Source organism: Saccharothrix luteola (assembly GCF_020859565.1).
Classification (GTDB): Bacteria; Actinomycetota; Actinomycetes; order Mycobacteriales; family Pseudonocardiaceae; genus Actinosynnema; species Actinosynnema luteola.
Genome location: NZ_JAJHUO010000001.1, coordinates 201100 through 225733, shown reverse-complemented (window position 1 = coordinate 225733; position 24634 = coordinate 201100). Strand labels below are relative to the sequence as shown.

20 protein-coding genes are annotated in these 24634 nt (G+C 71.7%); 8 read left to right on the top strand and 12 right to left on the bottom strand.

Going from position 1 to position 24634, the window contains the following annotated elements; genetic code table 11:
- The 10 genes from LNK82_RS00855 to LNK82_RS48180 form a co-directional block, all read right to left on the bottom strand.
- Positions 1 to 1023: an aldo/keto reductase gene (locus tag LNK82_RS00855; protein ID WP_230564933.1), complete on the bottom strand. Its 1023-nt coding sequence runs from the start codon at positions 1021 to 1023 to the stop codon at positions 1 to 3.
- Entirely contained in the window at positions 1020 to 4667 is a 3648-nt protein-coding gene (locus LNK82_RS00850; protein ID WP_230564932.1) for an ABC transporter ATP-binding protein, read from the bottom strand. The genes LNK82_RS00855 and LNK82_RS00850 overlap by 4 nt, the downstream gene beginning before the upstream one ends.
- Complete coding sequence (locus LNK82_RS00845; RefSeq protein WP_230564931.1) at positions 4664 to 5995, bottom strand: LLM class flavin-dependent oxidoreductase; 1332 nt, start codon at positions 5993 to 5995, stop codon at positions 4664 to 4666. Before LNK82_RS00845 ends, LNK82_RS00850 begins: the two co-directional genes overlap by 4 nt.
- The gene (locus LNK82_RS00840; protein ID WP_230564930.1) at positions 5992 to 6738 is read right to left on the bottom strand and encodes an ABC transporter ATP-binding protein; all 747 of its coding nucleotides are present in this window, start codon (positions 6736 to 6738) and stop codon (positions 5992 to 5994) included. The genes LNK82_RS00845 and LNK82_RS00840 overlap by 4 nt, the downstream gene beginning before the upstream one ends.
- Entirely contained in the window at positions 6714 to 7559 is an 846-nt protein-coding gene (locus LNK82_RS00835) for an ABC transporter permease (RefSeq protein ID WP_230564929.1), read from the bottom strand. Before LNK82_RS00835 ends, LNK82_RS00840 begins: the two co-directional genes overlap by 25 nt.
- Entirely contained in the window at positions 7556 to 8611 is a 1056-nt protein-coding gene (locus LNK82_RS00830) for an ABC transporter substrate-binding protein (RefSeq protein WP_230564928.1), read from the bottom strand. Before LNK82_RS00830 ends, LNK82_RS00835 begins: the two co-directional genes overlap by 4 nt.
- Entirely contained in the window at positions 8608 to 9102 is a 495-nt protein-coding gene (locus LNK82_RS00825) for a flavin reductase family protein (protein ID WP_230564927.1), read from the bottom strand. Before LNK82_RS00825 ends, LNK82_RS00830 begins: the two co-directional genes overlap by 4 nt.
- Positions 9102 to 10061: a TauD/TfdA dioxygenase family protein gene (locus LNK82_RS00820; RefSeq protein WP_230564926.1), complete on the bottom strand. Its 960-nt coding sequence runs from the start codon at positions 10059 to 10061 to the stop codon at positions 9102 to 9104. Before LNK82_RS00820 ends, LNK82_RS00825 begins: the two co-directional genes overlap by 1 nt.
- A 118-nt stretch (positions 10062 to 10179) precedes the next feature.
- A complete protein-coding gene (locus tag LNK82_RS00815) occupies positions 10180 to 11325 on the bottom strand; it encodes an ROK family transcriptional regulator (RefSeq protein ID WP_230564925.1) in 1146 nt (381 codons plus the stop codon).
- A gap of 44 nt (positions 11326 to 11369) precedes the next feature.
- The gene (locus tag LNK82_RS48180) at positions 11370 to 11438 is read right to left on the bottom strand and encodes a putative leader peptide (RefSeq protein ID WP_372470388.1); all 69 of its coding nucleotides are present in this window, start codon (positions 11436 to 11438) and stop codon (positions 11370 to 11372) included.
- Between the two features lie 592 nt (positions 11439 to 12030).
- Between LNK82_RS48180 and LNK82_RS00810 the strand changes: the two genes are divergently transcribed.
- From LNK82_RS00810 to LNK82_RS00795, 4 genes are read left to right on the top strand one after another with little or no spacing between them, the layout of a single operon-like run.
- Positions 12031 to 12951: an ABC transporter permease gene (locus LNK82_RS00810; RefSeq protein ID WP_230564924.1), complete on the top strand. Its 921-nt coding sequence runs from the start codon at positions 12031 to 12033 to the stop codon at positions 12949 to 12951.
- Complete coding sequence (locus LNK82_RS00805; protein WP_230564923.1) at positions 12951 to 13946, top strand: ABC transporter permease; 996 nt, start codon at positions 12951 to 12953, stop codon at positions 13944 to 13946. The genes LNK82_RS00810 and LNK82_RS00805 overlap by 1 nt, the downstream gene beginning before the upstream one ends.
- 26 nt (positions 13947 to 13972) lie before the next feature.
- On the top strand, positions 13973 to 15643 hold the full coding sequence (locus tag LNK82_RS00800; RefSeq protein WP_230564922.1) for an ABC transporter substrate-binding protein: 1671 nt from the start codon (positions 13973 to 13975) through the stop codon (positions 15641 to 15643).
- Positions 15640 to 17352 (top strand): ABC transporter ATP-binding protein, encoded by a 1713-nt coding sequence (locus tag LNK82_RS00795; protein WP_230564921.1) that lies wholly within the window; start codon positions 15640 to 15642, stop codon positions 17350 to 17352. The genes LNK82_RS00800 and LNK82_RS00795 overlap by 4 nt, the downstream gene beginning before the upstream one ends.
- Before the next feature lie 250 nt (positions 17353 to 17602).
- Here LNK82_RS00795 and LNK82_RS00790 read toward each other — a convergent pair whose 3' ends face one another.
- On the bottom strand, positions 17603 to 18052 hold the full coding sequence (locus tag LNK82_RS00790; RefSeq protein WP_230564920.1) for a hypothetical protein: 450 nt from the start codon (positions 18050 to 18052) through the stop codon (positions 17603 to 17605).
- 17 nt (positions 18053 to 18069) lie between these two features.
- Positions 18070 to 18507: a hypothetical protein gene (locus LNK82_RS00785; RefSeq protein WP_230564919.1), complete on the bottom strand. Its 438-nt coding sequence runs from the start codon at positions 18505 to 18507 to the stop codon at positions 18070 to 18072.
- Between the two features lie 292 nt (positions 18508 to 18799).
- Between LNK82_RS00785 and LNK82_RS00780 the strand changes: the two genes are divergently transcribed.
- The 4 genes from LNK82_RS00780 (at position 18800) to LNK82_RS00770 (ending at position 24518) form a co-directional block, all read left to right on the top strand.
- The gene (locus LNK82_RS00780) at positions 18800 to 22471 is read left to right on the top strand and encodes a WD40 repeat domain-containing protein (protein ID WP_230564918.1); all 3672 of its coding nucleotides are present in this window, start codon (positions 18800 to 18802) and stop codon (positions 22469 to 22471) included.
- Between the two features lie 251 nt (positions 22472 to 22722).
- Positions 22723 to 23124: a peptidoglycan-binding domain-containing protein gene (locus LNK82_RS00775; RefSeq protein ID WP_230564917.1), complete on the top strand. Its 402-nt coding sequence runs from the start codon at positions 22723 to 22725 to the stop codon at positions 23122 to 23124.
- A 294-nt stretch (positions 23125 to 23418) separates the two neighbouring features.
- Positions 23419 to 23544, top strand: a complete 126-nt coding sequence (locus LNK82_RS46465) for a hypothetical protein (RefSeq protein WP_268995573.1) — start codon at positions 23419 to 23421, stop codon at positions 23542 to 23544.
- Between the two features lie 782 nt (positions 23545 to 24326).
- Complete coding sequence (locus tag LNK82_RS00770; RefSeq protein ID WP_230564916.1) at positions 24327 to 24518, top strand: MbtH family protein; 192 nt, start codon at positions 24327 to 24329, stop codon at positions 24516 to 24518.
- Positions 24519 to 24634: the final 116 nt, after the last annotated feature.

The following is a 24634-nucleotide window of genomic DNA, read 5'->3' as shown; positions in this document are numbered from 1 at the left end:
TCACCGTCGGCGCAGGGCGGGGTGGGTCAACGTCGGCGGCTGGTAGCCCTCGTCGCGGGACGACAGGGTCACGCCCGGCGGGACGATCTTGTCGATCCGGTCGAGCACGTCCGATGTGAGCCGGACGTCCGCCGCGCCGAGCTGGCCCTCCAACTGCTCGTACGTGCGCGGCCCGATGATCGCCGACGTCACGGCCGGGTGCTCCAGCACGAAGGCCAGCGCGAGGTGGACCAAGGGCAGACCCGCCTCGTCCGCCAGGTGGGCCAGGGACTCGACCGCCTCCAGCTTCGCCGCGTTCTCCGGCGCGGTGATGTCGAAGCGTTCCGGGAAGCGGTTCGCCCGCGACGAGGCGGGTTGGGGCGCGCCCTTGCGGTAGCGGCCGGTCAGCCAACCGCCGGCGAGCGGGCTCCACGGGATCACGCCGAGGCCGTACCGCTGCGCGATGGGCAGCACCTCGCGCTCGACCCCGCGCGCGAGCAGCGAGTACGGCGGCTGTTCGGAGACGACCCGCTGGTAGCCGCGCTTCTCCGCGATCCACTGGCCCTCGACGATCTCCGACGGCGGGAAAGTCGACGTGCCGATGTACCGGATCTTGCCCGCGCGGACCAGGTCGGTCAGCGCCCCCAGCGTCTCGTCGAAGTCGGTGTCGGGTGACGGCCGGTGCACCTGGTAGAGGTCGATCCAGTCGGTCTGGAGCCGGCGGAGGCTGTGCTCCACCTCCTGGAAGATCCACCGGCGGGAGTTGCCGCGTTGGTTGACGTCGTCGCCGAGCGCGCCGTGGAACTTGGTCGCCAGCACGACGGTGTCGCGCCTGCCCTGCAGCGCCTTGCCGACGATGGTCTCCGACTCGCCGGCCGAGTACACGTCGGCGGTGTCGATCAGGTTGATGCCCGCGTCCAGCGCGCGGTGGATGATCCGGACGCCGTCCTCGTGCGACGGGTTCCCGCGCTCGCCGAACATCATCGCGCCCAGCGCCAGCGGACTGACCCGGACTCCGGTCCGGCCCAACGGTCGGTGGCTCATGCCGTCCTCTCCTCAACGAGGTCCTCGCCCGCGAAGGCGTCCCACAGCAGGCGGTACGCCCCGCCCAGTTCCAGCAGTTCGGCGTGCGTGCCGACCTCGACCACCCGGCCGCCGTCCAGCACGGCCACCCGGTCGGCCCGGGCGGCGGTCGGCAACCGGTGCGCGACCACGACCGTCGTGCGGCGCCTCGACAGCACCTCGACGGCGCGGGTCACGGCCTGTTCGGTGGTCAGGTCGAGCGCGGCGGTCGCCTCGTCGAGCAGCAGCACGTCGGGGTCGACCAGTTCGGCCCTGGCGAGCGCGATGAGCTGCCGCTGGCCCGCGGACAGGCCGCGTCCGCGTTCGCCGATGGGGTGGTCGTAGCCCAGCGGGAGCCGCGCGACGACCTCGTGCGCGCCGACCGCCCGGGCCGCGGCCTCGACCTCGGCGTCGGTGGCGTCCGGCCGGCCGTAGGCGATGGCGTCGCGGACCGTGCCGCTGAACAGGTGCGCCTCCTGCGGCACGACGCCCAGCCGCCGCCGGTAGCCGGCGAGGTCGAGCGACCGCAGGTCGTGCCCGTCCACCAGGACCGCGCCGCCGGTCGGGTCGTAGAACCGGGCCAGCAGCTTGACCAGGGTCGACTTGCCCGCGCCGGTCCGCCCGACCAGGGCCACCGTCTCGCCGGGCGCGATCCGCAGGGACACCCCGCGCAGCGCCTCTCGCGAACCGCCCGCGTACGCGAAGTGCACGTCGTCGAACACGACCTCGCCGCGCAGCCCGGTCACCGGGACGGGTGACGGGGCGGGGGGAGTGCTGGTCGGGGTCCGCATCAAGCCGCGCAGCCGGGCCATGCCGATCGTCGCCTGCTGGTAGCCGTCGAACACCTGCGGCAGCTGCTGCGCCGGCGCGAAGAGCATGTCCACGTACAGCAGGAACGCGATGAGCGTCCCGGCGGTCAGCTCACCCGCCCGCACCTGGCCGGCACCGACCGCCAGCACGGCGGCGGACGCGGCGGCGCTCAGGAACTCCACGAACGGGAAGTACGTCGCGATGTTGCGCTGCGCCCGCAGCCGCGCCACCCGGAACTCGTCACCACGCCGGGTGAACTCGGCCGCCGCCACCCCTTCCCTCCGGAACGCCTGGTTCGCCCGCAGGGAGGCCACGGTCTCCTGGAGGTAGGCGTTGACCGCGCTGATCCGCTCCCGGGCCTCCGTGTAGGCGGGCACCGACGCGCGGCGGAACACCGCGGTCGCGACCAGCAGCACGGGCAGCACCGGCAGCACCACCACGGCCAGCGGCGCGTCGACCACGACCATCGCCACCAGGACGCCGACGATCGTCAGGGCGGTGACGACGGCGGTGGCGAGCCCGGTCTGGAGGAAGTTCGACAGGGCGTCCACGTCCGTGGTCATCCGGGTCATGACCCGGCCGCCCAGCTCGCGCTCGTAGTAGTCCAGCCCGAGCCGTTGGAGTTGGGCGAACGTCTTGACCCGCAGGGTGTAGAGCAGCTTCTCGCCGGTCCTGCCCGTCACCCGGATCTGCGCCACGCCGATGCCCCAGCCCGCGAGGACCACCGCGGCGGCCAGCAGCGACGCGACGAGCACGTGCCCGTCGACGCCCGCGCGGACCAGCACCGGCAGGGCGATCTGCGCGGCGGCGTCCAGCGCGACCAGCAGCAGTCCGCCCAGCAGCGCGGGCGTGAACGGCCGCAGCAGCCGGGCGAGGCCGAACGACAGGTCTCCTGCCCGAGCCCGTGCGGGGTCCACGTCGGGGCGCTCGGTCAGGGGCGCGAGGTCGTCCAGCCGCGCCAGCAGTTCCGGGCTCGGCGGTGCGGAGGCCAGCACGCCGCCGCCGACGGCTCCGGGGCCGGGCGCGCCCGACGCGGCCGTGGCGAAGGCCAGCGCGGTCCGGGCCGAACCGCCGGTGCGCGCCGCCGGTGCGCCGTGCCACACCGCGGTGCTCCGGCGCCGTCCGCTGACCGCGGGCGGGAGGGCCTCCAGGTCGACCCCGACGTCGTCCACGACGGACCCGTTGTCGAGCAGCACGACGCGGTCCGCGAGCGCCAGCGTCGACCGGCGGTGCGCGATGACCATCGTGGTCCGCCGCACGCGCGCCAGGTTCCGGTGGATCTCCGCCTCCACGCGCGCGTCGATCGCCGACGTGGCGTCGTCCAGCACCAGCACCCGCGGGTCGTGCAGCAGCGCACGGGCCAGGGCGATCCGCTGGCGCTGCCCGCCGGACAGGGTCAGCCCCTGCTCGCCGATCACGGTGTCGTAGCCGTCCGGCAGACCGGCGACGAACTCGTCCGCGCACGCCAGCCGGGCCGCTTCGACGACCTCCTCCAGTGACGCGGACGGCCGGCCGAAGGCGATGTTCGCGCGCACGGTGTCCGACACCAGGAAGGTGTCCTCGAACACCACCCCGACCGCGGCCCGCAGCGACGACGCCCGCACGTCCCGCACGTCCACCCCGCCCACCCGCACGGACCCGGCCGACACGTCGTAGAACCGGGGGAGCAGCAGGCCGAGCGTGGACTTCCCCGACCCGGCCGCGCCCACGACCGCGACGGTCTCGCCCGCCTCGATCCGCAGCGACGCGCCCTCCACCGTGGCCGGTGAACCGGGGTAGGCGAAGACCACGTCGGAGAACTCGACGTCGAGCGGACCGGGTGGCAGGTCCCGCGTGCCGTCCACCATCCCGGGCGTCGCGTCGATTATCTCCAGCACGCGCTCGACGCCCGCGCGCGCCTGCTGCGCCACGGTCACCAGCGTCGCCAGTTGCCGCACCGGGTTCACGAAGGCGCCCAGGTACGTGGTGAACGCCAGGAACGTGCCCAGGGTGATCGACCCGCGCAACGCCATCCACCCGCCGAGCGCCAGCACCAGCACCTGGCCCAGTGCGGGCACCGCCTGCATGGCCGGGTTGTACCGGCTGGTCAGCCGGTTGACGCGCAGCCGGGACGCGTACAGCGCTCCGGCGCGCGCCTCCAGGGCCTCCTGCTCGCGTCCTTCCTGCCCGAAGCCCTTCACGACCCGGACGCCGGTCACTGCCGCCTCGACGGCGGCGGCGACCTCGGCGGCCTCCTGCTGGGTGTGCCAGTTGGCGGGGAACAGGTCCCGGCGGCTGCGGTGCGCGATGAACCACAGCGCCGGACCGACCGCGAGCGCGATCAGCGTCAGGAGCGGTGACAGCACAGCCATCACCCCGACCGACAGCGCGAACATCAGCACGTTGCCGGAGATGTTCGGCAGGAACGCGAGCAGGGTCTGGATGAGCGTGATGTCCGAGATGGACCGGCTCACGACCTGCCCCGTCCGCAGGTCGTCCTGCGCCGCGCCGTCCAGCCGCAGCAACGACTTGAACGCGTCGTCACGCAGGTCCTGCTGCACGCCGAGCGACAGCGTGCCGGAGCGGTAGCGGCGGACGTAGCCCGCCGCGAACCGCACCGCCGCCACGGCGAGGAACACCGCGACCCAGGGTGCCACGTCGGCCACCGCGCCGGTTGCCACCTCGTCGACCACGTGGCGCAGCACCAGCGGCAGGGCCGCCGTGGTGACCGCGGCCACGACCGCGCAGCCGAAGGCGAGCAGGAGGTCGGCGCGGTGGCGCAGACAGTAGCCGAGCAGTCTCCGCGACCAGCCGACCTTCACACCGTGCTCGCTCATACGGCGGCGAGGGCACGGGTGAACTGGTTGGCCGGGCGTGGCAGGCCGTAGTGCTCCCGCAGCGTCGTGCCGGTGTACTCGGTGCGGAACAGCCCGCGTCGGCGCAGGATCGGCACCACCTCGGCGGCGAACAGCTCCAGCCCGGACGGCAGCACGGCGGGCATGATGTTGAACCCGTCGGCCGCGCCCGCGCGGAACCACTGCTCGATGGTGTCCGCGACCTGCTCGGGGGTGCCCGCGAACGTCTTGTGCCCGCGTCCGCCGCCCAGTCGCCCGATCAGCTCCCGCACGGTCAGCTTCTCCCGCCGTGCCAGTTCGACGATCAGCGTGTAGCGGGACTTGGCGCCTTCGATCTCGTCCTCGGACGGCAGGTCCGCCGGGAGCTGCCGGTCCAGGTCCAGCGACTCCGGGTCCACGCGCAGCAGCTTGGCAAGCTGGCCGCGGGCGTACTCCGCCACGATGAGCCGGTCCAGCTCGGCGTCCGCGGCCAGCGCCTCGGCCTCCGTCGAGCCGATGACCGGCACGAGGCCGGGCAGGATCTTCACGTGGTCCGGGTCGCGGCCGAACGCGGCGGCCCGCCGCTTGAGGTCGGCGTAGAACGCCCGCGCCTCCTCCAGCGTCTGCTGCGCGGTGAACACCGCCTCGGCGTGCCTGGCCGCGAACCCCTTGCCGTCCTCGGAGGACCCGGCCTGCACCAGCAGCGGGTACGCCTGGGGCGAGCGGGGCACGTTCAGCGGCCCGCGCACCCGGAAGTACTTGCCCTCGTGGTCGATCGTGCGCACCCGGTCGGCCTCGGCGTGCACGCCGCGTTCCTTGTCGGCGACGATCGCGTCGTCGTCCCACGAGTCCCACAGCTTCTTGGCCACGTGCAGGAACTCGTCGGCCCGCTCGTAGCGGTCGAAGTGCGCGGGCTGCCCGTCGAGGCCGAAGTTGCGCGCCGCGTCGTCGCCCGCCGTGGTGACGATGTTCCAGCCCGCCCGACCGCCGCTGATGTGGTCCAGGGACGCGAACCGCCGTGACAGGTTGAACGGGTCGTTGTACGTGGTGGAGGCGGTGGCGATCAGACCGATCCGCTCCGTGGCCCGCGCCAGCGCGGTCAGCAGCACGGTCGGCTCGAACTTGCCCGACGGCCGCCGCCCGACCTGACCCCACAGCACCGGGGAGTCCGCGAGGAACACCGAGTCGAACCCGGCCGCCTCGGCGGTGCGGGCCAGCCGCTCGTGGTAGTCGATGCTCAGGTGCCCGTGCGGGTCGCTCTCCGGCAGCCGCCACGACGCCTCGTGGTGCCCGGTGTCGTGCAGGAACAGGTTCAGGTGCAGCTGGGTCACGGGGTGACTCCTTCGGTGATCCCCGACGCGGTGATGCCCAGGGCGGTGAGCAGCCGGTCGCGGTGGGACTGGAACAGCGGGTCGCGGTGGGAGCGGACCCCGGGCAGCTCGACGCGGACGTCCAGTCCGATCCGGCCCTCCTCCAGCACGACGATCCGGTCGGCGAGCTCCACGGCCTCGTCCACGTCGTGCGTGACGAGCAGGACCGCGGGGCGGTGCCGCGCGCACAGCTCGCGCAGCAGGTCGTGCATCTTGATGCGGGTCAACGCGTCCAGCGAGCCGAACGGCTCGTCGGCCAGCAGCAGCGCGGGCTCGCGCACCAGGCAGCGCGCCAGTGCCACGCGCTGCTGCTCGCCACCGGAGAGCTGGTTGGGCCAGGCGCCTTCGCGGCCCTCCAGGCCGACCTCGGCCAACGCACGCCGGCCCCGCTCGCGGGCGCCACGGGCGCCGATGCCGAGCACGACGTTGTCCAGCACGCGCAGCCACGGCAGCAGCCGGGAGTCCTGGAACGCCACCGAGACCTCCCGCGGCACTTCGAGGTCGCCGCTGCCGGTGACGTCGTAGTCCAGGCCGGCGATGGCGCGCAGCAGCGTCGACTTGCCCGAGCCGCTGCGGCCGAGCAGGGCCACGAACTCGCCCGGCGCGATGTCGAGGTCCAGCGCGTCGAGCACGGCCCGGTCCCCGAAGCGCCGCACCAGGTTCCGCACCCGGACCGCGGTCAGCCGGCCAGTGTCCGTCGCCACGACAGCGCCCTCCGCTCCACCAGTCGCAACACCGAGTCGGAGAGGAACCCGAACAGCCCGTAGACCACCAGGCCGACCACGATCACGTCGCTCTGCCCGTAGTTCTGCGCCTGGAACATCAGGTAGCCGATGCCGCTGGTGGCGTTGATCTGCTCCAGCACGATCAGGAACAGCCACGAGCCGGTGACACCGAGCCGCAGGCCGACGAAGAAGCCGGGCAGCGCGCCGGGGAACACCACCTTGCGCACGAACTGCGTCCGGCTCAGCCCGACGACCTCGGCCAGTTCGACGTACCGCTTGTCGATGCCGGTCAGCGACGCGTGGGTCTGGATGTAGATCGTGACGGCCACCCCGATCGCGATCACCACGACCTTGAACGTCTCGCCGATGCCCAGCCACAGGATCAGCAGCGGGATCAGGCCCAGCGACGGGATGGCCCGCTTGACCTGCACGGTCCCGTCGATCAGCGACTCGCCCACGCGGCTCAGGCCTGCCGCGATCGCCAGCGTCGTGCCGACGACCGCGCCGAGCACGAAACCCAGTCCCGCGCGCTGCAAGGAGGTCAGCACGCTCTCGGGCAGCTTCCCGTTCTCGATCAGCGCGATCCCGGTCTCGACCACCGTCCACGGCGCGGAGAGCAGCCGCGGGTCGAGCCAGCCGCTCGCCGAGGCGACGCTCCAGATCGCGATGACCAGCAGCGGTCCGGCGGCGCGACCGTAGGGGATCGGCTTGCCCGGTCCGAGCCGGCGGGCCCGGGGCGCGGTCCTGGCGGGCGACGTGGTCTTGGTCGCGAGCACGGGTGGTGCGAGAGTCCGGGTCATGGCTTGCTCCGATACACGGCGGGGACGGACTCGGTGGCGATGCCCTCGAACCGCCGGTCGAACAGGTCGGCGGCCGTGACGGGCGGCGTGAACCCACCCTCGGCGAGGAGTTCGGCGGTTTCCTGCTCCCAGGCGACGGCCCGGTCCCAGCTCGGCGGGAAGTACGGCCGCGGGTTGGACTTCACGATCCGCTCGCCGTCGGCCGTGGACACGCCCTGGTCCTTGACGTAGTAGGCGTCGATCCACTGGTCGGGGTGTTCCCAGGCCCAGACCTGGCCCTGCGCCCAGAACGGGATGAACGCCTTGATCGCGGCGGTCTTGGCGGCGTCGTGCAGCACCGACGTCGGCGCCCACAGCACGGTCAACAGGTCGACCGCGTTCATGTCGATGGTGCGGGCGCCGTCCTTGCCGTACTGGCTGATGTACTTGGTGGTGCTGGGCTCGGCGAGGACCGCGACGTCGACCTGCTTGGACTGCAGCGCGGTGGGGAACTGCGGGCTGTTGAGCGCGATCAGCTGCACGTCGTCGTTGCGCAGCCCCAGTTCCTTGAGCGTGCGCAGCACGACCACGCCCTGCGCCTGCCCCTGGGAGAACGCGATCTTCCTGCCCTTCAGGTCCGCCGGCGACTTGATGTCGGTGCCCGGCGCGGTGGCGAACTTGTAGGTGGGCTGCTCGCGGTGGGCGACCGCGACGATCTTGGCGTCGAAGCCGATGGCGGCAGCCTGGATCGGCGGGATGCCCGCGTTGCTCGCGAGGTCCACCGACCCGGCGCGGAACGCCTGGATGACGTCGGGGCCCGCGCTGACGTTGGGCCACTCGGGCACCTGGAACGGCAGTTCGGCCAGCTTGCCCGAGGCTTCGAGCTGCTTGAGCGTGGTGCGGATGGAGATGTTCAGCTTCGTGCCGGGAGGGATCGCCGTGGGCAGCGGCCCGGCGGGCGGCGGGCTGCTCGCGCCGCCCGCCGTGGCGCACCCGACGACGCCGAGTGCCCCCACCCCCAGCAGTCCGGCCAGGAAGGAGCGCCGACCGAGCGGCGTGGATGTCTGTGTCATGACGCGTCGTCCTGGATCGTGTGGTAGCGGCCGTCGTGGTAGAGCAGGGGAGGGGTGCCGTCCCGCAGGTCGGTGGCGATGACCAGGGCGAGCACCAGGTGGTGGTCGCCCACCGGGATCAGGGTCTGGACCTCGGCCCGCAGCCAGCCGGCCGTGCCGTCGAGGACCGGGTCGCCGTTCGCGAGGCGGTGCCAGCACGTGGGCGCGGCGAACCGGTCCACGCCGCTCGTCGCGAAGCGCCGTGCCACGTCCTCCTGGTGCGCGCCCAGGAAGTTGACGACGACGCTCGCGGCTTCGCGCACGTGCGGCCAGCTGGAGGAGCCGGTGGAGATGCCGAACGAGATCAGCGGCGGTTCGGCGCACACCGAGGTCAGGGACGTCGCGGTGAACCCGACCGGACCGCGCTCGGCGTCCGCGGTGATCACCACCACGCCCGCCGGGTGGCGGCGGAACGCCCGGCGGAGGGAGCTACCCGGCAGCGTGGCGGTCATCAGTCGACCTTGACGGTGTGCTCGTCGGTGAAGGGCTTGCCCGCCACCAGCTCGGACTCGCGACCGTCCGGCCCGACCGGGGTCTCGCCGATCAGCGTGATCCGGTGCAGCCGCCGCTCGACGTCCAGGTGCTCCAGGTCGCGCGGGGCCAGGTGGGCGGTGGCGCGGTTGTCCCAGAACGCGACGCTGCCCGGCTCCCAGCGGAACCGCACCGTGTACTCCGGCCGGGTGATCTCGGCGTAGAGCAGGTCGAGGATCGCCTTGCTCTCGCGCGGCGAGACGTCGACCACGTGGCTGGTGAACCCGGGGTTGACGAAGAGGGCCTTCTCGCCGGTCTCCGGGTGCACGCGGACCACCGGGTGCACCGCCACGAGCAGGTTGTCGTTGACCCGCTTGGCGTACGAGTCGTCGCCGGCGGGTTTGTCCGCGCCGCCGTACCGGTGCTCGGCCCGCAGGCCGTCCACGAAGGACTTCACCGGCTCCGACAGGCCCTCGTACGCGGCGACCAGGTTGGTCCACGTCGTGTCGCCGCCCTGCTCGGGGACGACCTCGGCGCGCAGGATGGAGGCCGCCGGCGGGTTCACCGCCGCGGTGACGTCGGTGTGCCAGCCGGAGAAGTAGCTGTACTGGCGGCGCCGCACCCGGTCGCGGAACCCGGCGCCGTAGCGCTCCTCGTACCGCCGCGGGTCGATGGTGAAGATCTCCGGGAAGCCGTTCGGCGGCGCCTCGTCGTGCGGGTGCGCGTAGGTCAGGTCGCCGAACCGGCGGCCGAACGCGATCTGGCTCGCGTGGTCCAACTCCTGGCCCCGGAAAAAGATTACCTTATACCGGTTGAGTGCCTCCTTGATTCGGGCGACTGTTTCACCGTCCAATTGGCGAGAAATGTCGATCCCCGAGACATCTGCCCCGATGTGGCCCGCCACCGGGTGCACGGTGAGTGTGTCGAGAGTTGCGGTCATTGCTGTTCCTCCGGGCATGGGAAAATAGACCTGTGCAGGTCAGGGGGCTGTCGCCGCAATAACTACAGTCTTGCCGCAGTAGCGGTTGGAGTCAATTTTGCGATTCGGGAAATTAAGTTCAGGCGCAGAGGTCGAGCGGACTGCCGTAAATGGCGTCCAGCACCACGGAACCGGCCGCGACACTGAGCACGTCGCGGCCGAAACTGGTCGGCACCACCGCTTCGGCGCGATCGCCGACCTGGGTCCGCACCTCGGCCAGGCACTCCGGCAGGTGCACGACACCCGCTTCGGTCAGCACGAGCACCTCGGGGTTGATCACGTCCAGCAGGAGCCCGGCGGCCCGGCCCACGTGACGGGCGCGCTCCCGCAGCAGGCCCGTCGCCTCGCGGTCGCCCTCGCGGGCCCTGGCCACGAGCAGCGGGAAGTCCGGCTCGGGGATGAGCCCCGAGCCGGCGGCGCGTTCGGCGAGCGCCCGGTCGGACACCGTGGCCTGGAGGCAGCCCCGGCGCCCGCACGGACAGCGCGCGGTGCTGCCGTCCAGCCGCAGGTGCGCGATCTCGCCCGCGGCGGCGCCCGGACCGTGGTGGACCGTGCCCGCGGTGGCGATCGCCGCGTCCACGACGTTGCCCACGAACAGGTGCACCACGCTGGTGCGGCTGCGCTGGTCGCCGAACAGCTGCTCGGCGCGGACGAGCGCGCGTGAGTGGCTCTCCACGTGCACCGGGAGGTGCAGGGGGCGCAGGGCTTCCCGCGCGGGCACGTCCCGCCAGCCGAGCTGGCTGTGCCGCACGATCACGCCCCGTTCCGGGTCCACCCAACCGCCGGTGGCCAGACCGATGCCCAGCGGGACGCGCCCGTTGCGGTGGCGGTCGAGGAAGCGCGGGAACCGGTCGAGGATGCCGTGGAAGACCGCGTCCGGAGTCCGTCCCGGGTGCGGCTCGCGTTCCTGGCTCAGCACCCGGCCACGCAGGTCGAGCAGCGACAGCGTGGTGTGGGTGAAGGCGATGTGGACGCCGCACACGGCGTACCGGTCCACGTCGATGTCCACCGGCACGTGAGGGCGGCCCAAGGTCGCGCGCGGGACGCGGGTGTGGACCTCGCGCAGCAGCCCCCGGTCGGCGAGTTCGGTGTACTGCCTGGTCACGGAGGCGGCGCTCAGGCCGGTCAGCCGGGCGATGGTGCTGCGCGCGACCGGGCCGTTGTCCAACACGGAGCGCAGCACGGTGGCGGCGGTGGTGCTGCGGTGGCGTGCTTCGTGCGTCACTGTCCCTCCCCTGGTCGGGGTTGCCGTTGTCCTGTGTGGACTGGTCAGGCGGGCAGCGCACAGATCGCGCTCGCCTGCCGACGGAGGTCGACGTGGCGGCGCGTGCTGAGCACGGATGCCTGGGACACGCGTCGATGCTGGCACCCGGCCCGCGGTCCGGCCAAGAGGGCTCAGGATGTGGGAAACCCGTGCCGGGGGTGGCGCGACGGGCGCGTGATCCGCTGCCCGCGGTGCCGATCGGCGCGTCCGGGTGGTCGGTGATGTCCACCGGTCGCACCTCCCATCGGCGGCGCTGGACCGGCGGATCTCGCCTGGAGGAACGGTTGTCCACGATGTGGGCACGGTCGGAGGCGGCGGAGCAGGGCTGTTGTCCCGAGCGCGTCGGGACTCAGGTGGCGTAATGCGTTCGTCACAAAGGAAACCCGAAGCGCGGTGCGTCGAGGGCTGCCGGCCGCGTGCGGACATCCGCCCCGCCGGACCGGCTCGCCGGGTAGGTCGACATCGGCTCGTCCACGCGCCGGGACGGGCTCGCTGATCGCGGTCCGACCCCTTGCCCGATCCCGACCGAGCAGGCCGACGGCGATGGGGCAACCACGTGCGAATCACCGGTCGCTTCGGGTCGATTCCCAGATCGTGGGAGGGGGTCCACGCCAATTCCGGGCCTCCTATTGTGGGCGCGTCCCGTCACCCGAGGTCAGGTGTTCGTTGTCCGATCCCATGCGCCCCAACGCTGTCAGCCCGGTCCGCGTGGCGGCCCCCACCGCCCTGCGCCGGGATCGCTGGGCGCTCGCCGGTGCGCTCTGCATCGCACTGCTCGCGCTGCTCGCGATCGGTGCCGACGTGCTCACCGCCATCTCTGGCCAGGACCCCTACACCTATCGGACCGAGGCGCTGGACCCGGCGACGGGCGCGCCCGCCGGTGCGCTGGGCGGTGTCAGCGGGACGCACTGGTTCGGCGTGGAGCCGCTCACCGGGCGCGACCTGTTCGCGATCGTCGCGCACGGCGCCCGCACCTCGTTCCTCATCGGTCTGGCAGCCACGGCGGTGTCGGTGCTGCTGGGTGTGCTGCTCGGCGCGGCGGCCGGGTACCTGGGTGGCGTGCCCGACCGGCTCGTCACCTGGACCGCGGACGTCCTGCTCGGGTTCCCCTACCTGGTGTTCATGATCGCCCTGGGCGCCGTCGTGCCCGCCGAGGTGCCCCGTCCGCTGTTGCTGATCGTGGTGATCGGGTTCTTCGGCTGGCCGTCGATAGCCCGCATCGTCCGCGCCCAGACGCTGACGCTGCGGGCACGCGGGTTCGTCTCCGCGGCCCGGTCGCTGGGCGCGGGACCGGTGCACGTGTTCCGCTACGAGCTGCTGCCCAACCTGTGGGGGCCGATCATCGTGGTCTCCACCCTGTCCATCCCCGGCAAGATCGGGTTGGAGGCGGCGCTGTCGTTCCTCGGCGTCGGCATCCCGCCGCCCACGCCGAGCTGGGGGCGGACCATCAGCAGCGCCATCGACTGGGTGGCCACCGACCCGATGTTCCTGGTCTTCCCCGGCGCGGCGCTGTTCCTCGCCACGTGGGCGTTCAACGTCCTGGGCGACGGCCTGCGCGACGTCCTCGACCCGCGGACGGCCCGCTGATGCGCACCGCGAAGTTCATCGGCGTCCGGCTCGCGGGCGCGGTGGTGGTGCTGCTCATCGTCGCCTTCTGCACCTACGCGGTGTTCTACCTGGTGCCCGCGGACCCGGCGCTGGCCTCGTGCGGACGGCCGTGCACCGAGCAGAACCTGGCACTGGCCCGGGACTTCATGGGGTTCGGCGACCCGTGGTGGCGGCAGTTCGTGGACTTCGTCGGCGGCATCGCGACCGGCCGCACGTTCGGCGCCGGCCCCACGGCCATCACCTGCGAGGCACCCTGCTTCGGCTACTCGTTCCAGCAGAACACCGAGGTGCTCGACCTCATCGGCGAGCGGCTGCCGGTGACGTTCTCCCTGGCCGCGGGCGCGGCGGTGCTGTGGCTGCTGACGGGCGTCGGAGCCGGTGTGGTGGCGGCGCTGCGCCGCGGCACACCGCTGGACCGGATCGCCCTGGCGGTGTCGGTCGCCGGGGTGTCCGCGCCGGTGTACCTGGTGGGGCTGCTCGGCATCCTGCTCTTCGGCTTCACGCTGGACGTCGTGCCGGTCGGCGGGTACGTGGAGTTCGCCACCAGCCCGGTCGACTGGGCGTGGCGGCTGGCCCTGCCGTGGTCGGTGCTGGCGTTCGCGCACGCCGCGATCTACACGCGGCTGACCCGCTCCCAGATGCTCGACACCCTCGACGAGGACTACATCCGCACCGCCCGCGCCAAGGGCCTCACCGAGACCAAGGTCGTCGGCAAGCACGCCCTGCGCAACGTGCTGCTGCCCGTCGTCACGGTGTTCGGCGTCGACCTGGGCTCGTTGCTGGGCGGCGCGGTCATCACCGAGCGGGTGTTCGGCCTGCCCGGTCTCGGCGCGCTGCTGATCGACGCGGTCAACCAGCGCGACCTGCCCCTGCTGCTGGGCTGCACGCTGTTCGCCGCCTTCCTCATCGTCACGGCCAACGTCGTGGTCGACCTCTGCTACGGCGTGCTCGATCCCCGAGCCCGCCTGTCGTGACAACCCCGGTAGGAGAAGAGAGACAGATGACCAGAAGTCGCTCGGCCGTCGCCATCGCCCTCGCGGGTGCACTGGTCCTGACCGCCTGCGGTGCCAACGAGCCGCCGTCCGGCGCGTCCCAGGCGCAGGCGACCCGGGGTGGCACGCTGCGCATCCTGTCCGACGGCCAGACGCAGAACTTCGACCCGGCGAAGAGCTCCAACCTCGCCATCACCTCGCTCGGCCTGGTGCACCGAAGGCTCACCGCCTGGCACAACAAGCCGGGGGAGCAGGCCAAGGTCGTCCCCGACCTGGCCGACGTGGGCAAGACCGACGACGGCGGCAAGACCTGGACGTTCACCCTGCAGGAGGGCCTGAAGTTCAGCGACGGCAGCCCGATCACCGCCGCCGACGTCAAGTGGGGCGTGGAGCGGTCGTTCGCGCCCGCGTTCTCCGGCGGGCTTGGCTACCACAAGCAGCTCATCGAGGGCGGCGCCGACTACCGGGGCCCGTTCGAAGGCGCCGAGCTGAAGGGCATCCAGACCCCCGACGACCGCACGATCGAGTTCACCCTCGTGCGGCCCTACGGCGACTGGCCGTGGGTGGTCAGCACGCCCGCTTTCGCCCCGGTCCCCAAGGGCAAGGGCGCCGAGGCGGACTACAGCGAGCACCCCGTGACGTCCGGTCCCTACCAGCTGGCGAAGTACCAGAAGGGCGTGGAGGCGCGGCTGACGCGCAACCCCCACTGGAGCACCGATGTGGACAAGGTCCGCGCCGGACTGCCCGACGAGGTCGTCTTCCAGCTCGGCCAGGACGCCTCGGTGATCTCCCAGCGCCTCGTCGCGGACTCCGGTGACGACAAGTTCGCGTTCGGCTCGTCGTTCGTCTCGCCCGCGCAGCTCGCCCAGCTCGCCAACAACCCCTCGGCGAAGCAGCGCCTGGTGACGTCGAAGTCCGGCGCCCTGGCGTACCTCGCGTTCAACACCGGCAAGGCGCCGCTGGACAACCCGAAGGTGCGCCAGGCGTTCCAGTACGCGGTGGACAAGACCTCCTACCAGATCGCCTCGGCGGGCAACGCCGAGCTCGCCGGCGACGTCGCCACCACGTTGATCACCGAGGGCATCGCCGGGCGGGGGAAGTTCGACCTGTACCCGACCCAGCCCACCGGCGACCCGGGGAAGGCGAGGGAGCTGCTGGCGGAGGCGGGTTTCCCGGACGGTCTGCCGGAGCTGGACTTCGTGGTCTCCAAGAGCAACAACTACCCGGACAAGGCGCAGTCGGTCCAGGCTTCGCTGGCACGCGCGGGCATCCGGACCACCATCCACACGCTCGACAGCGACGCCTACACCAGCGAGACCACCGGCGACACGGCCACGTTCGACCTGACGCTGAGCTCGTGGCAGCCGGACTTCCCCAGCGCCAACGCCAACATCCAGCCGTTGTTCGCGTCCTCGGAGATCGGCGGCGGCGGGTACAACCTGTCCCGCTACCGCAACGCCGACGTGGACCGGCAGATCGGCGAGGCGCAGGCCGCCGTCGACCCGGCCGAGGCCGGCCGCAAGTGGGCGGAACTGGACAAGCGGATCCTCCAGGACTCGCCGGTCGTTCCGCTGATCTACACGCGCAACTCGTTCCTGCGCGGCTCCAAGGTGGCCAACCTGTTCATCGCCGACTTCCCCGCCTACCCCAACTACCTCCAGGTCGGCGTGACCCCGTGACCGCACCGCTGCTGGCGCTGGAGAACGTGTCGGTCGACTTCGTCAGCGGCGGCGTCACCCACCCTGCCGTCAGGGACGTCTCGCTGTCCCTGGCGGCAGGGGAGGTCCTGGCCGTCGTCGGCGAGTCGGGTTCCGGCAAGACCGTGACGGCGATGTCGCTGCTCCGGCTGCTGCCCGTCGCCGCCCGGCTGTCCGGCCGCGCCGTGTTCGAGGGCCGCGACCTGTACGCGGTGGACGACGCGGAGCTGCGTGCGGTGCGCGGCGGCCGGATCGGGATGGTATTCCAGGAGCCGATGAGCGCGCTGAACCCGGTGTTCACCATCGGCGACCAGCTCGTGGAGGCCGTGCGGGCACATCGGCCGGTGACCAGGCGGCAGGCGCGGGACCGGTCGGCGGAGCTGCTGCGCCTGGTCGGGCTGCCGGACCCGGAACGGCGGCTGCGCGGCTACCCGCACGAGCTGTCCGGCGGGCAGCTCCAACGCGTGGTCATCGCGATGGCCGTGGCGTGCGAACCGGCGCTGCTGGTCGCCGACGAGCCCACCACCGCGCTGGACGTCACCGTGCAGGCGGAGATCATCGAGCTGCTGCGGGACCTCCGCGACCGGCTCGACGTGGCCATCCTGCTCATCACGCACGACATGGGTGTCGTGGCGGGTCTCGCCGACCGGGTCGCGGTGATGCGCGAGGGCCGGGTCGTCGAGCAGGGCGACGTCGTGCAGGTGCTGCGCCGGCCACGGCACAGCTACACCAAGGAGTTGCTGGACGCGGTGGTGTCGCTGACCGCGCCCTCCGAGGGCGTGGCGGTACCCGACGCGCGGGACGGGCTGGTGGTGCGTGGCGGTCAGGTGGCCGTCGCCGGGTCCGGTTCGGTCCCCGACGACCCGGCGGCGGACGCGGCGCTGGTCGTGGACGGGCTGACCGTCGTCTACGGCGGCCGGTTCGGGCTGTCCGGCACCCGTGCGGTGGACGGCGTGAGCCTGCACGTCCGGCCGGGTGAGGTGCTGGGCCTGGTCGGCGAGTCGGGTTCGGGCAAGAGCACCCTGGCCTCGGTCGTCGTCGGCCTGCGGTCGACCACCGGCGGGACGGTGCGGCTGGCCGGCCGCGACATCACCGCCCTGCGCGGCAGGGAGCGGCGGATCGTGCGAGGTCGGGTCGGGACGGTGTTCCAGGACCCGGCGTCGTCGCTCAACCCCCGTGCCACGATCGCCCGCACCATCGCCGAGCCGATGCTCCTGCACGGCGCGCCGGGCGGCGTGGAACCCGCGACCAGGGTGGACGAACTGCTGGACCTCGTCGGGCTCTCGCCCGCGCTGCGCGAGCGCTACCCGCACGAGCTGTCGGGCGGGCAACGGCAACGCGTCGGCATCGCCCGCGCGCTGGCCCTGGACCCCGCCCTGCTCGTCGCCGACGAACCCACGAGCGCGCTGGACGTGTCGGTGCAGGCTCGGGTCCTGGAGCTGTTCCGATCGTTGCAGGAACACCTGGGATTCGCGTGCCTGTTCATCAGCCACGACCTCGCGGTGGTGGAGCGGCTGGCCCACCGGGTGGCCGTCATGCACGGCGGGAGGCTGGTCGAACAAGGCCCGACGGCCGACGTCCTGACCCGTCCGCTGCACTCGTACACGACCAGGCTCATCGCCGCCGCACCCGTGGCCGACCCCGACGTCCAGCGGGAAAGGCACGCCCGGCGGCGGACGACCGCCCCCTGACCGCGCGCCCCGGCGAACCGGCGACCACTGAGCGTCGCGGAGCGGGAAACGCGGTGCCTTCTGCCCGTTCACGGAGCCAGCGGGCGAGCCGGTGCGCGCAGGACGCCTGCCCCTGGAGTGGTGACAGGCGTCCCGGCGTTGCCGAAGCCGTCGACCGGACCACACCCGTGGTCGCGTTCCGACGGAGTCGACAGGGCTCCGCGGGTGTCGGCCACGACCAGGTGAGGTGCTGCTGGTGGTTGCCGAGCGATCAGTAGCAGCCGCTGAACGGGCCACCGCTGACCAGCATCATCGAACTGGCCTCGTTGGCGAATCCGCGGCCGTTTCCCGGCGTGCCGTCGTCGGGCAGGTTTCCCGCCCAGCTTCCCGGGTTCACGCAGAACCAGGCCCCTTCGAAGCCCGGTTCGATGAACCAGACGCTGACGTAGTCGGAACTCGTGGAGTTGCTGACGGTCTTGATGTTGTTGTCGACGATCACGCCGGTGTTGAACCTGTTGTCGCGGAAGTCGTCGTCCCCGTTGAAGAAGCTGACCTTCCCGGTGTCGAACCCGATGTCCCAACCGCAGTGGTAGCCGGTTGCGCAGTTCGGTCCTGCCACGGCCTGCCCCGTCGGCACGAGGAGGAACGCCGCGACCAGCACGGCCACTGCCGCCGACCCGGGGATGGAGCCGATCTTGCGCGTGAAGTGCCCTGTTTTCACCGTGTCACCCTTCCGTATCAGAAAGCGATCAGATTTCCGTAACTGGAACCGAAAGTGGATTCGTAGAACTGGAACTCGAGTCGGAAGGTCGTGCCGTCCTTGACGTCGGACGCGATGACCATCCAGCCGGGGCCGGCGTCCGTGTAGTAGTACTTCCAGCTGCTCTGGCAGTAGCCGGCGGCCACGAAGCAGACCCGGATGAGCGCCTGGAGGGACTCGTCCCCGCTTCCCGACCGATTGGTGAAGTTGACGTCCTGGCACCGGCTGGTCGTTCGGTAGGTGCCGGACGCGGAGGGCAGGTAGGCGTTGGCCGGGCCGCCGGTGACGTACCCGACCACGGCGTTGTCCAGGCACACGCCCGGCGCGGCGGACGCCGACGTCGCGCCGGCTGTGGCCGATCCCAGGAACGAAGCGATGACGAACAACCCGGTGAGCCATCTCGGACTCCTGAACATGGTGACTCCATCCACGACGTGCGGGCGGGAAACGATCGGACGTTCGTTCCCAGCACAGCAGGGTGGCGGGTTGTCCAGTAGCGGTGCCGCGCGTCGAACAACCCGTCTGAAAGCGCTGACGGAGGACTGTCGACGACGTTCCGGTGGGGGAGGAAAAACTCTGCCGACGTGGAATCGGACCTTTGCGGAATCCGTTGCGCGGTTCGTGCGTGATGCGCCGACTGGAATAAACCGGCTGTGGTGCGTCGGTGTACAAATAGCCTGGGATGGGCGCAGCTCCAGGGGAGGGATCATGCCGCGGCCCGAGCGGGAGTTGGCTGGTTCCGGTCCGGTCGAGTCACTGGCCGCCGGATTGCGGGAGTTGCGTCGGCGGGCCGGGAGTCCGGGCTACCGGGAGTTGGCCGCGCGGTCCGGGTTCTCGGCCTCGACGCTGGCCAACGCGGCCGGCGGGAGATCGCTGCCGACCCTGACCGTGACGTTGGCCTATGTGCGGGTGTGCGACGGTGACCCGATCCTCTGGGAGCAGCGGTGGCGGCAGGCCGCCGCGGAGTCCGCCGCGAGCCGCCGATCGGACGACGGCGATCCGCCCTATCGCGGGCTGCTCGGTTACGGGGTGGGTGACGGCGCCCGGTTCTTCGGCCGGGACGCGATGGTGGCGCAGCTCGTCCGGCTGGTGGAGCGGCAGCGGTTCGTCGCGGTCTTCGGGACTTCGGGCAGCGGCAAGTCCTCGTTGCTGCACGCGGGGTTGATCCCCGCCCTCACCGCCGTGACGAACGGGGACGGCGGGGGACCGCCCGGGCGCCCCGTGGTGCTGGTGACACCGGGTCGTGATCCGGAGGCCGCCGCGGTGGAGGCGATCGGCTCGGTGCCGGCCGGTAGTGAGCTGGTGCTCGTCGTCGACCAGTTCGAGGAGGTGTTCACCCACTGCCCGGACCCGGTGCGGCGCCGCGCGTTCGTGGACCGGATCGCGGGACTCGTGACCGGTCCCGACCCGAGGGCCACGGTGGTGCTGGGGATCAGGGCGGACTTCTACGCCCGCTGTGCGGATCTGCCGGTGCTGGCCGGGCTGCTGGCCGGGGCGAGCGTTCCCGTCCCGACCCTGACCGAGGACGAGCTCCGCGACGTGGTCACCAAACCCGCCGCGCTGGTCGGGTTGACCGTCGAACGCGCCCTGGTGACGAAGATCCTCGCCGAGGCGTCCGGGCAACCCGGTGCGCTGCCGCTGCTGTCCCACGCGCTGTTGGAGACCTGGCGGCAACGCCGCGGTGACGTGTTGGGCGTGGCCGGCTACGAGGCCACCGGAGGCGTTGCCGGCGCGGTCGCCCGAACCGCGGAAACCCTCTACGACGGCTTCGACGACGAGCAGCGCGAGACCGCCCGGCAGGTGCTGGTCCGGTTGGTCGCCTTCGGTGAAGGTGTGGAGGACACCCGCCGCCGGGTCCCGCGCGACGAGCTGGACCTGCCCGGCATCGACCCGGTGCTCGCCCGGCTCGCCGAGGCCCGGCTGGTCGTGCTCGGTGAGGACACCGTCGAGATAGCGCATGAAGCCGTCATCCGGGCGTGGCCGCGACTGCGGCGCTGGCTGTCCACGGACCGGGACGGACTGCGCATCCACCGGCAACTCGGTGAGGCGGCCCAGTCCTGGATGTCGCTGGACCGCGACCCCGGGGCGTTGTACCGGGGCGCGCGGCTCGCCGTCGCCCGCGAGTGGGCTGCCCGCAACGCCGGACCCGTCACGATGACCGCGGCGGAGCAGGAGTTCCTGGCCACGTCGATCGACCTGGCCGACCGGGAACGCGCCGACACCGCCCGTCGCCACCGACAGCTCCGATACCTCGTCGTCGCGTTGAGCGTGTTGCTGGTGGCCGCGGTCAGCGCCGGAACGGTCGCACTCGTGCAACGCCGGGACGCGGTCGCGCAGCGGCAGACCGCGACCTCCCGCCAGCTCGCCGCCGAATCGCTCGGCCTGGCCGGCACCGAACCGGGCACGGCGATGCTGCTCGCCGCGCAGGCCTACCGCTCCGCACCCACGACCGAGGCGCGCGGTGCGCTGCTGAGCATGTCGCCCCACCGGGGCCACCTCGGCAAACTCCTCGGCCACAGCGGCGCGGTCTCCCAGATCGCCTACCACCGGGATGGCAACACCCTGCTCAGCGTCGGCCGCGACCAGACCCTGTCGCTGTGGGCCTCCGACCGACGGGTCAGGACCGCCGCGCTCACCGGCCACCACACCTGGTTGACCGCCGCCGCCGTGAGTCCGGACGGGCGCACGGCCGTCACCGGCGGTGAGGACACCCAACTCGCGATCTGGGACCTCGACCGCCGCGTCCGGGTCGCCACCCTGGCCGGTGTCACCGAACGCGTGCGGGACATCGCGTTCAGCCCCGACGGCACCACGCTCGCCACCACCGCCGACAACGACGTGATCCTCTGGGACATGGCACGGCACACCCGATCGGCCACCCTGTCCGGTCATGCCGAACCCGTGCACGCACTGGCGTTCAGCCCTGACGGGCGCACCATCGCCACCGCCTCCGCGGACTCGACGGTGATCCTCTGGGACGTCACCCGCTCGGTCGCACTGGCCACGCTGACCGGCCACACCGACGGCGCGTACGCCGTCGCCTTCAGCCCGGACGGCGCGACCCTGGCCACGGGCTCCGGCGACACCACCGCGACGGTGTGGGACGTGCCCACCGGTACCCGGCTGACCACCTTCACCCACCACAGATCCGGGTTGGTCATGGCACTGGCGTTCAGCCCCGACGGGCGGACCCTGGCCACCGCCGGGGACGACACGGCCGTGCTGCTGTGGGACACCCGCCACCGGGTCCTGCGCGGTCGGCTGACCGGGCCCCGGACCACCGTCTACACCATGGCTTTCAACCCGCGCACCTCGGAGCTCGCCGCCGGCGGCGAAGACGGCGCCATCCTCTTGTGGGACCCGGACCAGCCCGCCGTCGCCGAACACCCCGGAATGGTCAGCGCCGTCGCGTTCAGCCCCGACGGGCGCACCATCGCCACCGCCGGCGGCAACCGGACCACCCTGTGGAACACCGCCGACCGCAGCGTCCGCGCGGTCCTGACCGATGGCGAGGTGTTCACCAACGCCGCCGCCTTCAGCCCCGACGGTCGCCTGCTGGCCACCGCCACGCAGCCCTTCCCGTGCTGCCCGGACGGCGTCCCCGGCAACACCCTCACCCTCTGGGACCTCGACACCGGCACACCCGTCCGCCGGGTCGGGCACACCGGCCAGGTGCTCAGCGTCGCGTTCAGCCCTGACGGCCGCCGCGTCGCCACCGCGGGCGTCGACCGGACCGTCTTCATCCGGGACACCGCCACCGGCACCGTGCTCAAGAGCTTCACCGGGCACGCCGGAGCGGTCAACGGGGTCCGGTTCAGCCCCGACGGACGACTGCTGGCCACGGCGAGCCACGACCAGACCGTCAAGCTCTGGGACCCCGCCACCGGAACCCCGCTGGCCACCCTCACCGGCCACACCGGGTGGATCCGAACCGCCGAGTTCAGTCCTGACGGGCGGACGCTCGCCACCGCTGGTCACGACCAGACCGTCATCCTGTGGGACGTCACCACCCGCACCCGGCTGGACACCATCACCGACCACACCGACGCGGACTTCACCGGCGTGGCGTTCAGCCCCGACGGTCGCACCCTCGCCTACACCAGCGGTGACGCCGCCATCGCCTTGTGGGACGTCTCGCGCCGGACCACCACAGCCCGCCTCACCGGCCACACCCAACGCGTCCACGCCATCGCGTTCAGCCCGGACGGACATCACCTCGCCACCGCCGGCGCGGATCAGAACCTGATCCTTTGGGACGTCGATCCGGAGCGCGCGATCACCCACGTCTGCGCCGCGGCAGGGCGGGATCTCACCCCCGACGAATGGCGTCGCTACCTGCCCTCCACCCCTTACGCCCGAACCTGCGCGGACGACCAGTGACACCGAAGTCCCAGGCCACGCGACGGGGGATCGAGCTGACGCCCGGGCGTGACGGATCGCGACACCGCACGTGGATCCGGCCGCTGACCTGCGGAGAGCGGCACCCGCTGCGGTGTGGCGTCGTGACCCGGCGTCCGCGTGGGTTGTTTATCGCCGAACGCCACTACTGAACAACCCGCCGCCCTGTTCTGATCGCACGGTTCGACCACGTTCGGGTGAAACCGGCTCGACAGCATTCCATGAGGAGTCCCATGAGATCGTTGAGGAACGTCATCGGCGCGGCCTTGTTCGTCGGCTGCTGCCTCACCGTGAACGGAGCGGGCACCGCGAGTGCCGCGACTCCGGTCTGCGACAGCCTGACCGAGTTCATGACGGCCGCGGTCCCGTACAACACGACCTCCAACAACGTGAACTGCCACCTGGTCCAGGGGAACTACGGCTCCGGCGTCTACCAGCTCCAGTTCAGCATGCGCTACTGCTACGGCGAGAACATCGCCCTCGACGGTGACTTCGGTCCCGCGACCAGGTCCGCGCTCATCCGCACCCAGAGGAAGGCGGGCACCCCCGCCGACGGCGAGTACGGTCCCAACACCCGCAGGGCCATGGTGCACGAGCCCGCGACCGGGCAAGGTCCCTGCGTCCGGGTCTACTGACCACTTCGACGGTCGGACACCGCTCCGGTTCGAGCGACGACTCCACCGGCGACGGTGTCCGGCCGTCCGCCTCTGCCGGAGGAGCTGTCGGGTTTCGAGCCGCCCTTGCTCTCGGGATGCCGGCCGAGGACGAGCGGGTCCAGCGCGGACCGCGCCGCTGGACGTGATCGGGTTCGCCCCCCGACGACGTCGCCGACAGCGTGATCACGGTTGCCCGCCGCTGGTCGGCCTGCCTGATCGCTGCCGGCCGACTGGTCTCCCGAGCACGACCCCGCGCCCGGCGCCCGTCTGGTGGTGGACACCCTCACCGCCACCTACGGGGCTGCCTACGGCGTCATCATCTACGAGGCCACTCCCTGCGCCGTCGCCGATCCCGAGATCGTCCAGCGCCTACGCCGGCTGTACCCGCGTCTCACCTGACTGTGCCACGAGCGGAGATCAACTCGCTACGGCTGGTCCAGATCAGACTTCGATCCTTCGGGACGTCGATCCGGCGCACGCGATCACTCACCTCCGCGCTGCGGCGGGTCGGGATCCCAACCCCGTCGAATGGCGCCACTGCCTGCCTTCCACCCATACCCGGACCTGTACGGACGAGCAGTGACACCGAAGTCGAAGGCCACTCGGCCCGAAGCGACCCAGGCACCCGCCTCGGTGTGGCGTGGTCACCCGGCGTTGTCTATCGCCGAATGCCATTTCTGGAAAACCCGCAGCCCTGGTGTGATGGCCCAGTGTGGTGTGTCGGTCCTGGTGGTCGACGTCTGATACTCCGAAGTCTCGCGGGCGATGCCGATCGGTTCCGCCGAGATTGCGTTCTGTCGTCCTCCCGCACTTCCGGGCTTTGGTCGGAGAAGCTGTCGGTGATCGGGTCGCCGATCGTGTCGAACTCGGCGATGGGCGTGGATCCGCCAATCCGGTCAGGTGTTCCGCCTCGTCCGCGGCGCCCACCACGGCACCGGGCGACAAGTGCCGGCCAGGCCGGATCGCCCGTCGCGTGCCAGTCGGAGGTCGAGATCGGTGAGCCCTCTTTTGCGGCACCATTCGCACTCACCTGGAATATCTTCCTCATCCGTTCGACCTCCGCCGACGGGTTGACTCCGACTGTGCGGTGGTGCACTCTCCGGAGGCGCGGCACATCACCCGGCCGCGTCGAGCGGGAACTCGACCGGGGCGATCCGGTAAGCGGCCGCGAAGGGGGCGAAATGGGGGAGCACGGGTATCGCGTCGTGCGCAACGACGCCGGGCAGTACTCGATCTGGCCCGCGGACCAGGATGTTCCGGTCGGTTGGGCCGATGTCGGCTGGACCGGACCGAAGGACGAGTGCCTGGCCCACATCGACCAGGTGTGGACCGACCTGCGCCCGGCGGGCGTGGTGGCCCGGATGAACGGCTAGCACGGATGGCGGGGTAACGCGGACACGGTGTTTGTCCCGGCTGCTCCGCGCCGGTTGTGAGAATTGTTCAGTGCGCGTTCCTGGGATTCGATTTCGCGCGCACGCATGAATTTCCC

Excerpts from the sequence above, each read along its gene's own strand:
- LNK82_RS00855 (WP_230564933.1), bottom strand. The coding sequence starts at position 1,023 with ATGAGCCACCGACCGTTGGGCCGGACCGGAGTCCGGGTCAGTCCGCTG.
- LNK82_RS00850 (WP_230564932.1), bottom strand. The coding sequence starts at position 4,667 with ATGAGCGAGCACGGTGTGAAGGTCGGCTGGTCGCGGAGACTGCTCGGC.
- LNK82_RS00835 (WP_230564929.1), bottom strand. The coding sequence starts at position 7,559 with ATGACCCGGACTCTCGCACCACCCGTGCTCGCGACCAAGACCACGTCG.
- LNK82_RS00830 (WP_230564928.1), bottom strand. The coding sequence starts at position 8,611 with ATGACACAGACATCCACGCCGCTCGGTCGGCGCTCCTTCCTGGCCGGA.
- LNK82_RS00825 (WP_230564927.1), bottom strand. The coding sequence starts at position 9,102 with ATGACCGCCACGCTGCCGGGTAGCTCCCTCCGCCGGGCGTTCCGCCGC.
- LNK82_RS00820 (WP_230564926.1), bottom strand. The coding sequence starts at position 10,061 with ATGACCGCAACTCTCGACACACTCACCGTGCACCCGGTGGCGGGCCAC.
- LNK82_RS00805 (WP_230564923.1), top strand. The coding sequence starts at position 12,951 with ATGCGCACCGCGAAGTTCATCGGCGTCCGGCTCGCGGGCGCGGTGGTG.
- LNK82_RS00800 (WP_230564922.1), top strand. The coding sequence starts at position 13,973 with ATGACCAGAAGTCGCTCGGCCGTCGCCATCGCCCTCGCGGGTGCACTG.
- LNK82_RS00785 (WP_230564919.1), bottom strand. The coding sequence starts at position 18,507 with ATGTTCAGGAGTCCGAGATGGCTCACCGGGTTGTTCGTCATCGCTTCG.
- LNK82_RS00780 (WP_230564918.1), top strand. The coding sequence starts at position 18,800 with ATGCCGCGGCCCGAGCGGGAGTTGGCTGGTTCCGGTCCGGTCGAGTCA.
- LNK82_RS00775 (WP_230564917.1), top strand. The coding sequence starts at position 22,723 with ATGAGATCGTTGAGGAACGTCATCGGCGCGGCCTTGTTCGTCGGCTGC.
- LNK82_RS00770 (WP_230564916.1), top strand. The coding sequence starts at position 24,327 with ATGGGGGAGCACGGGTATCGCGTCGTGCGCAACGACGCCGGGCAGTAC.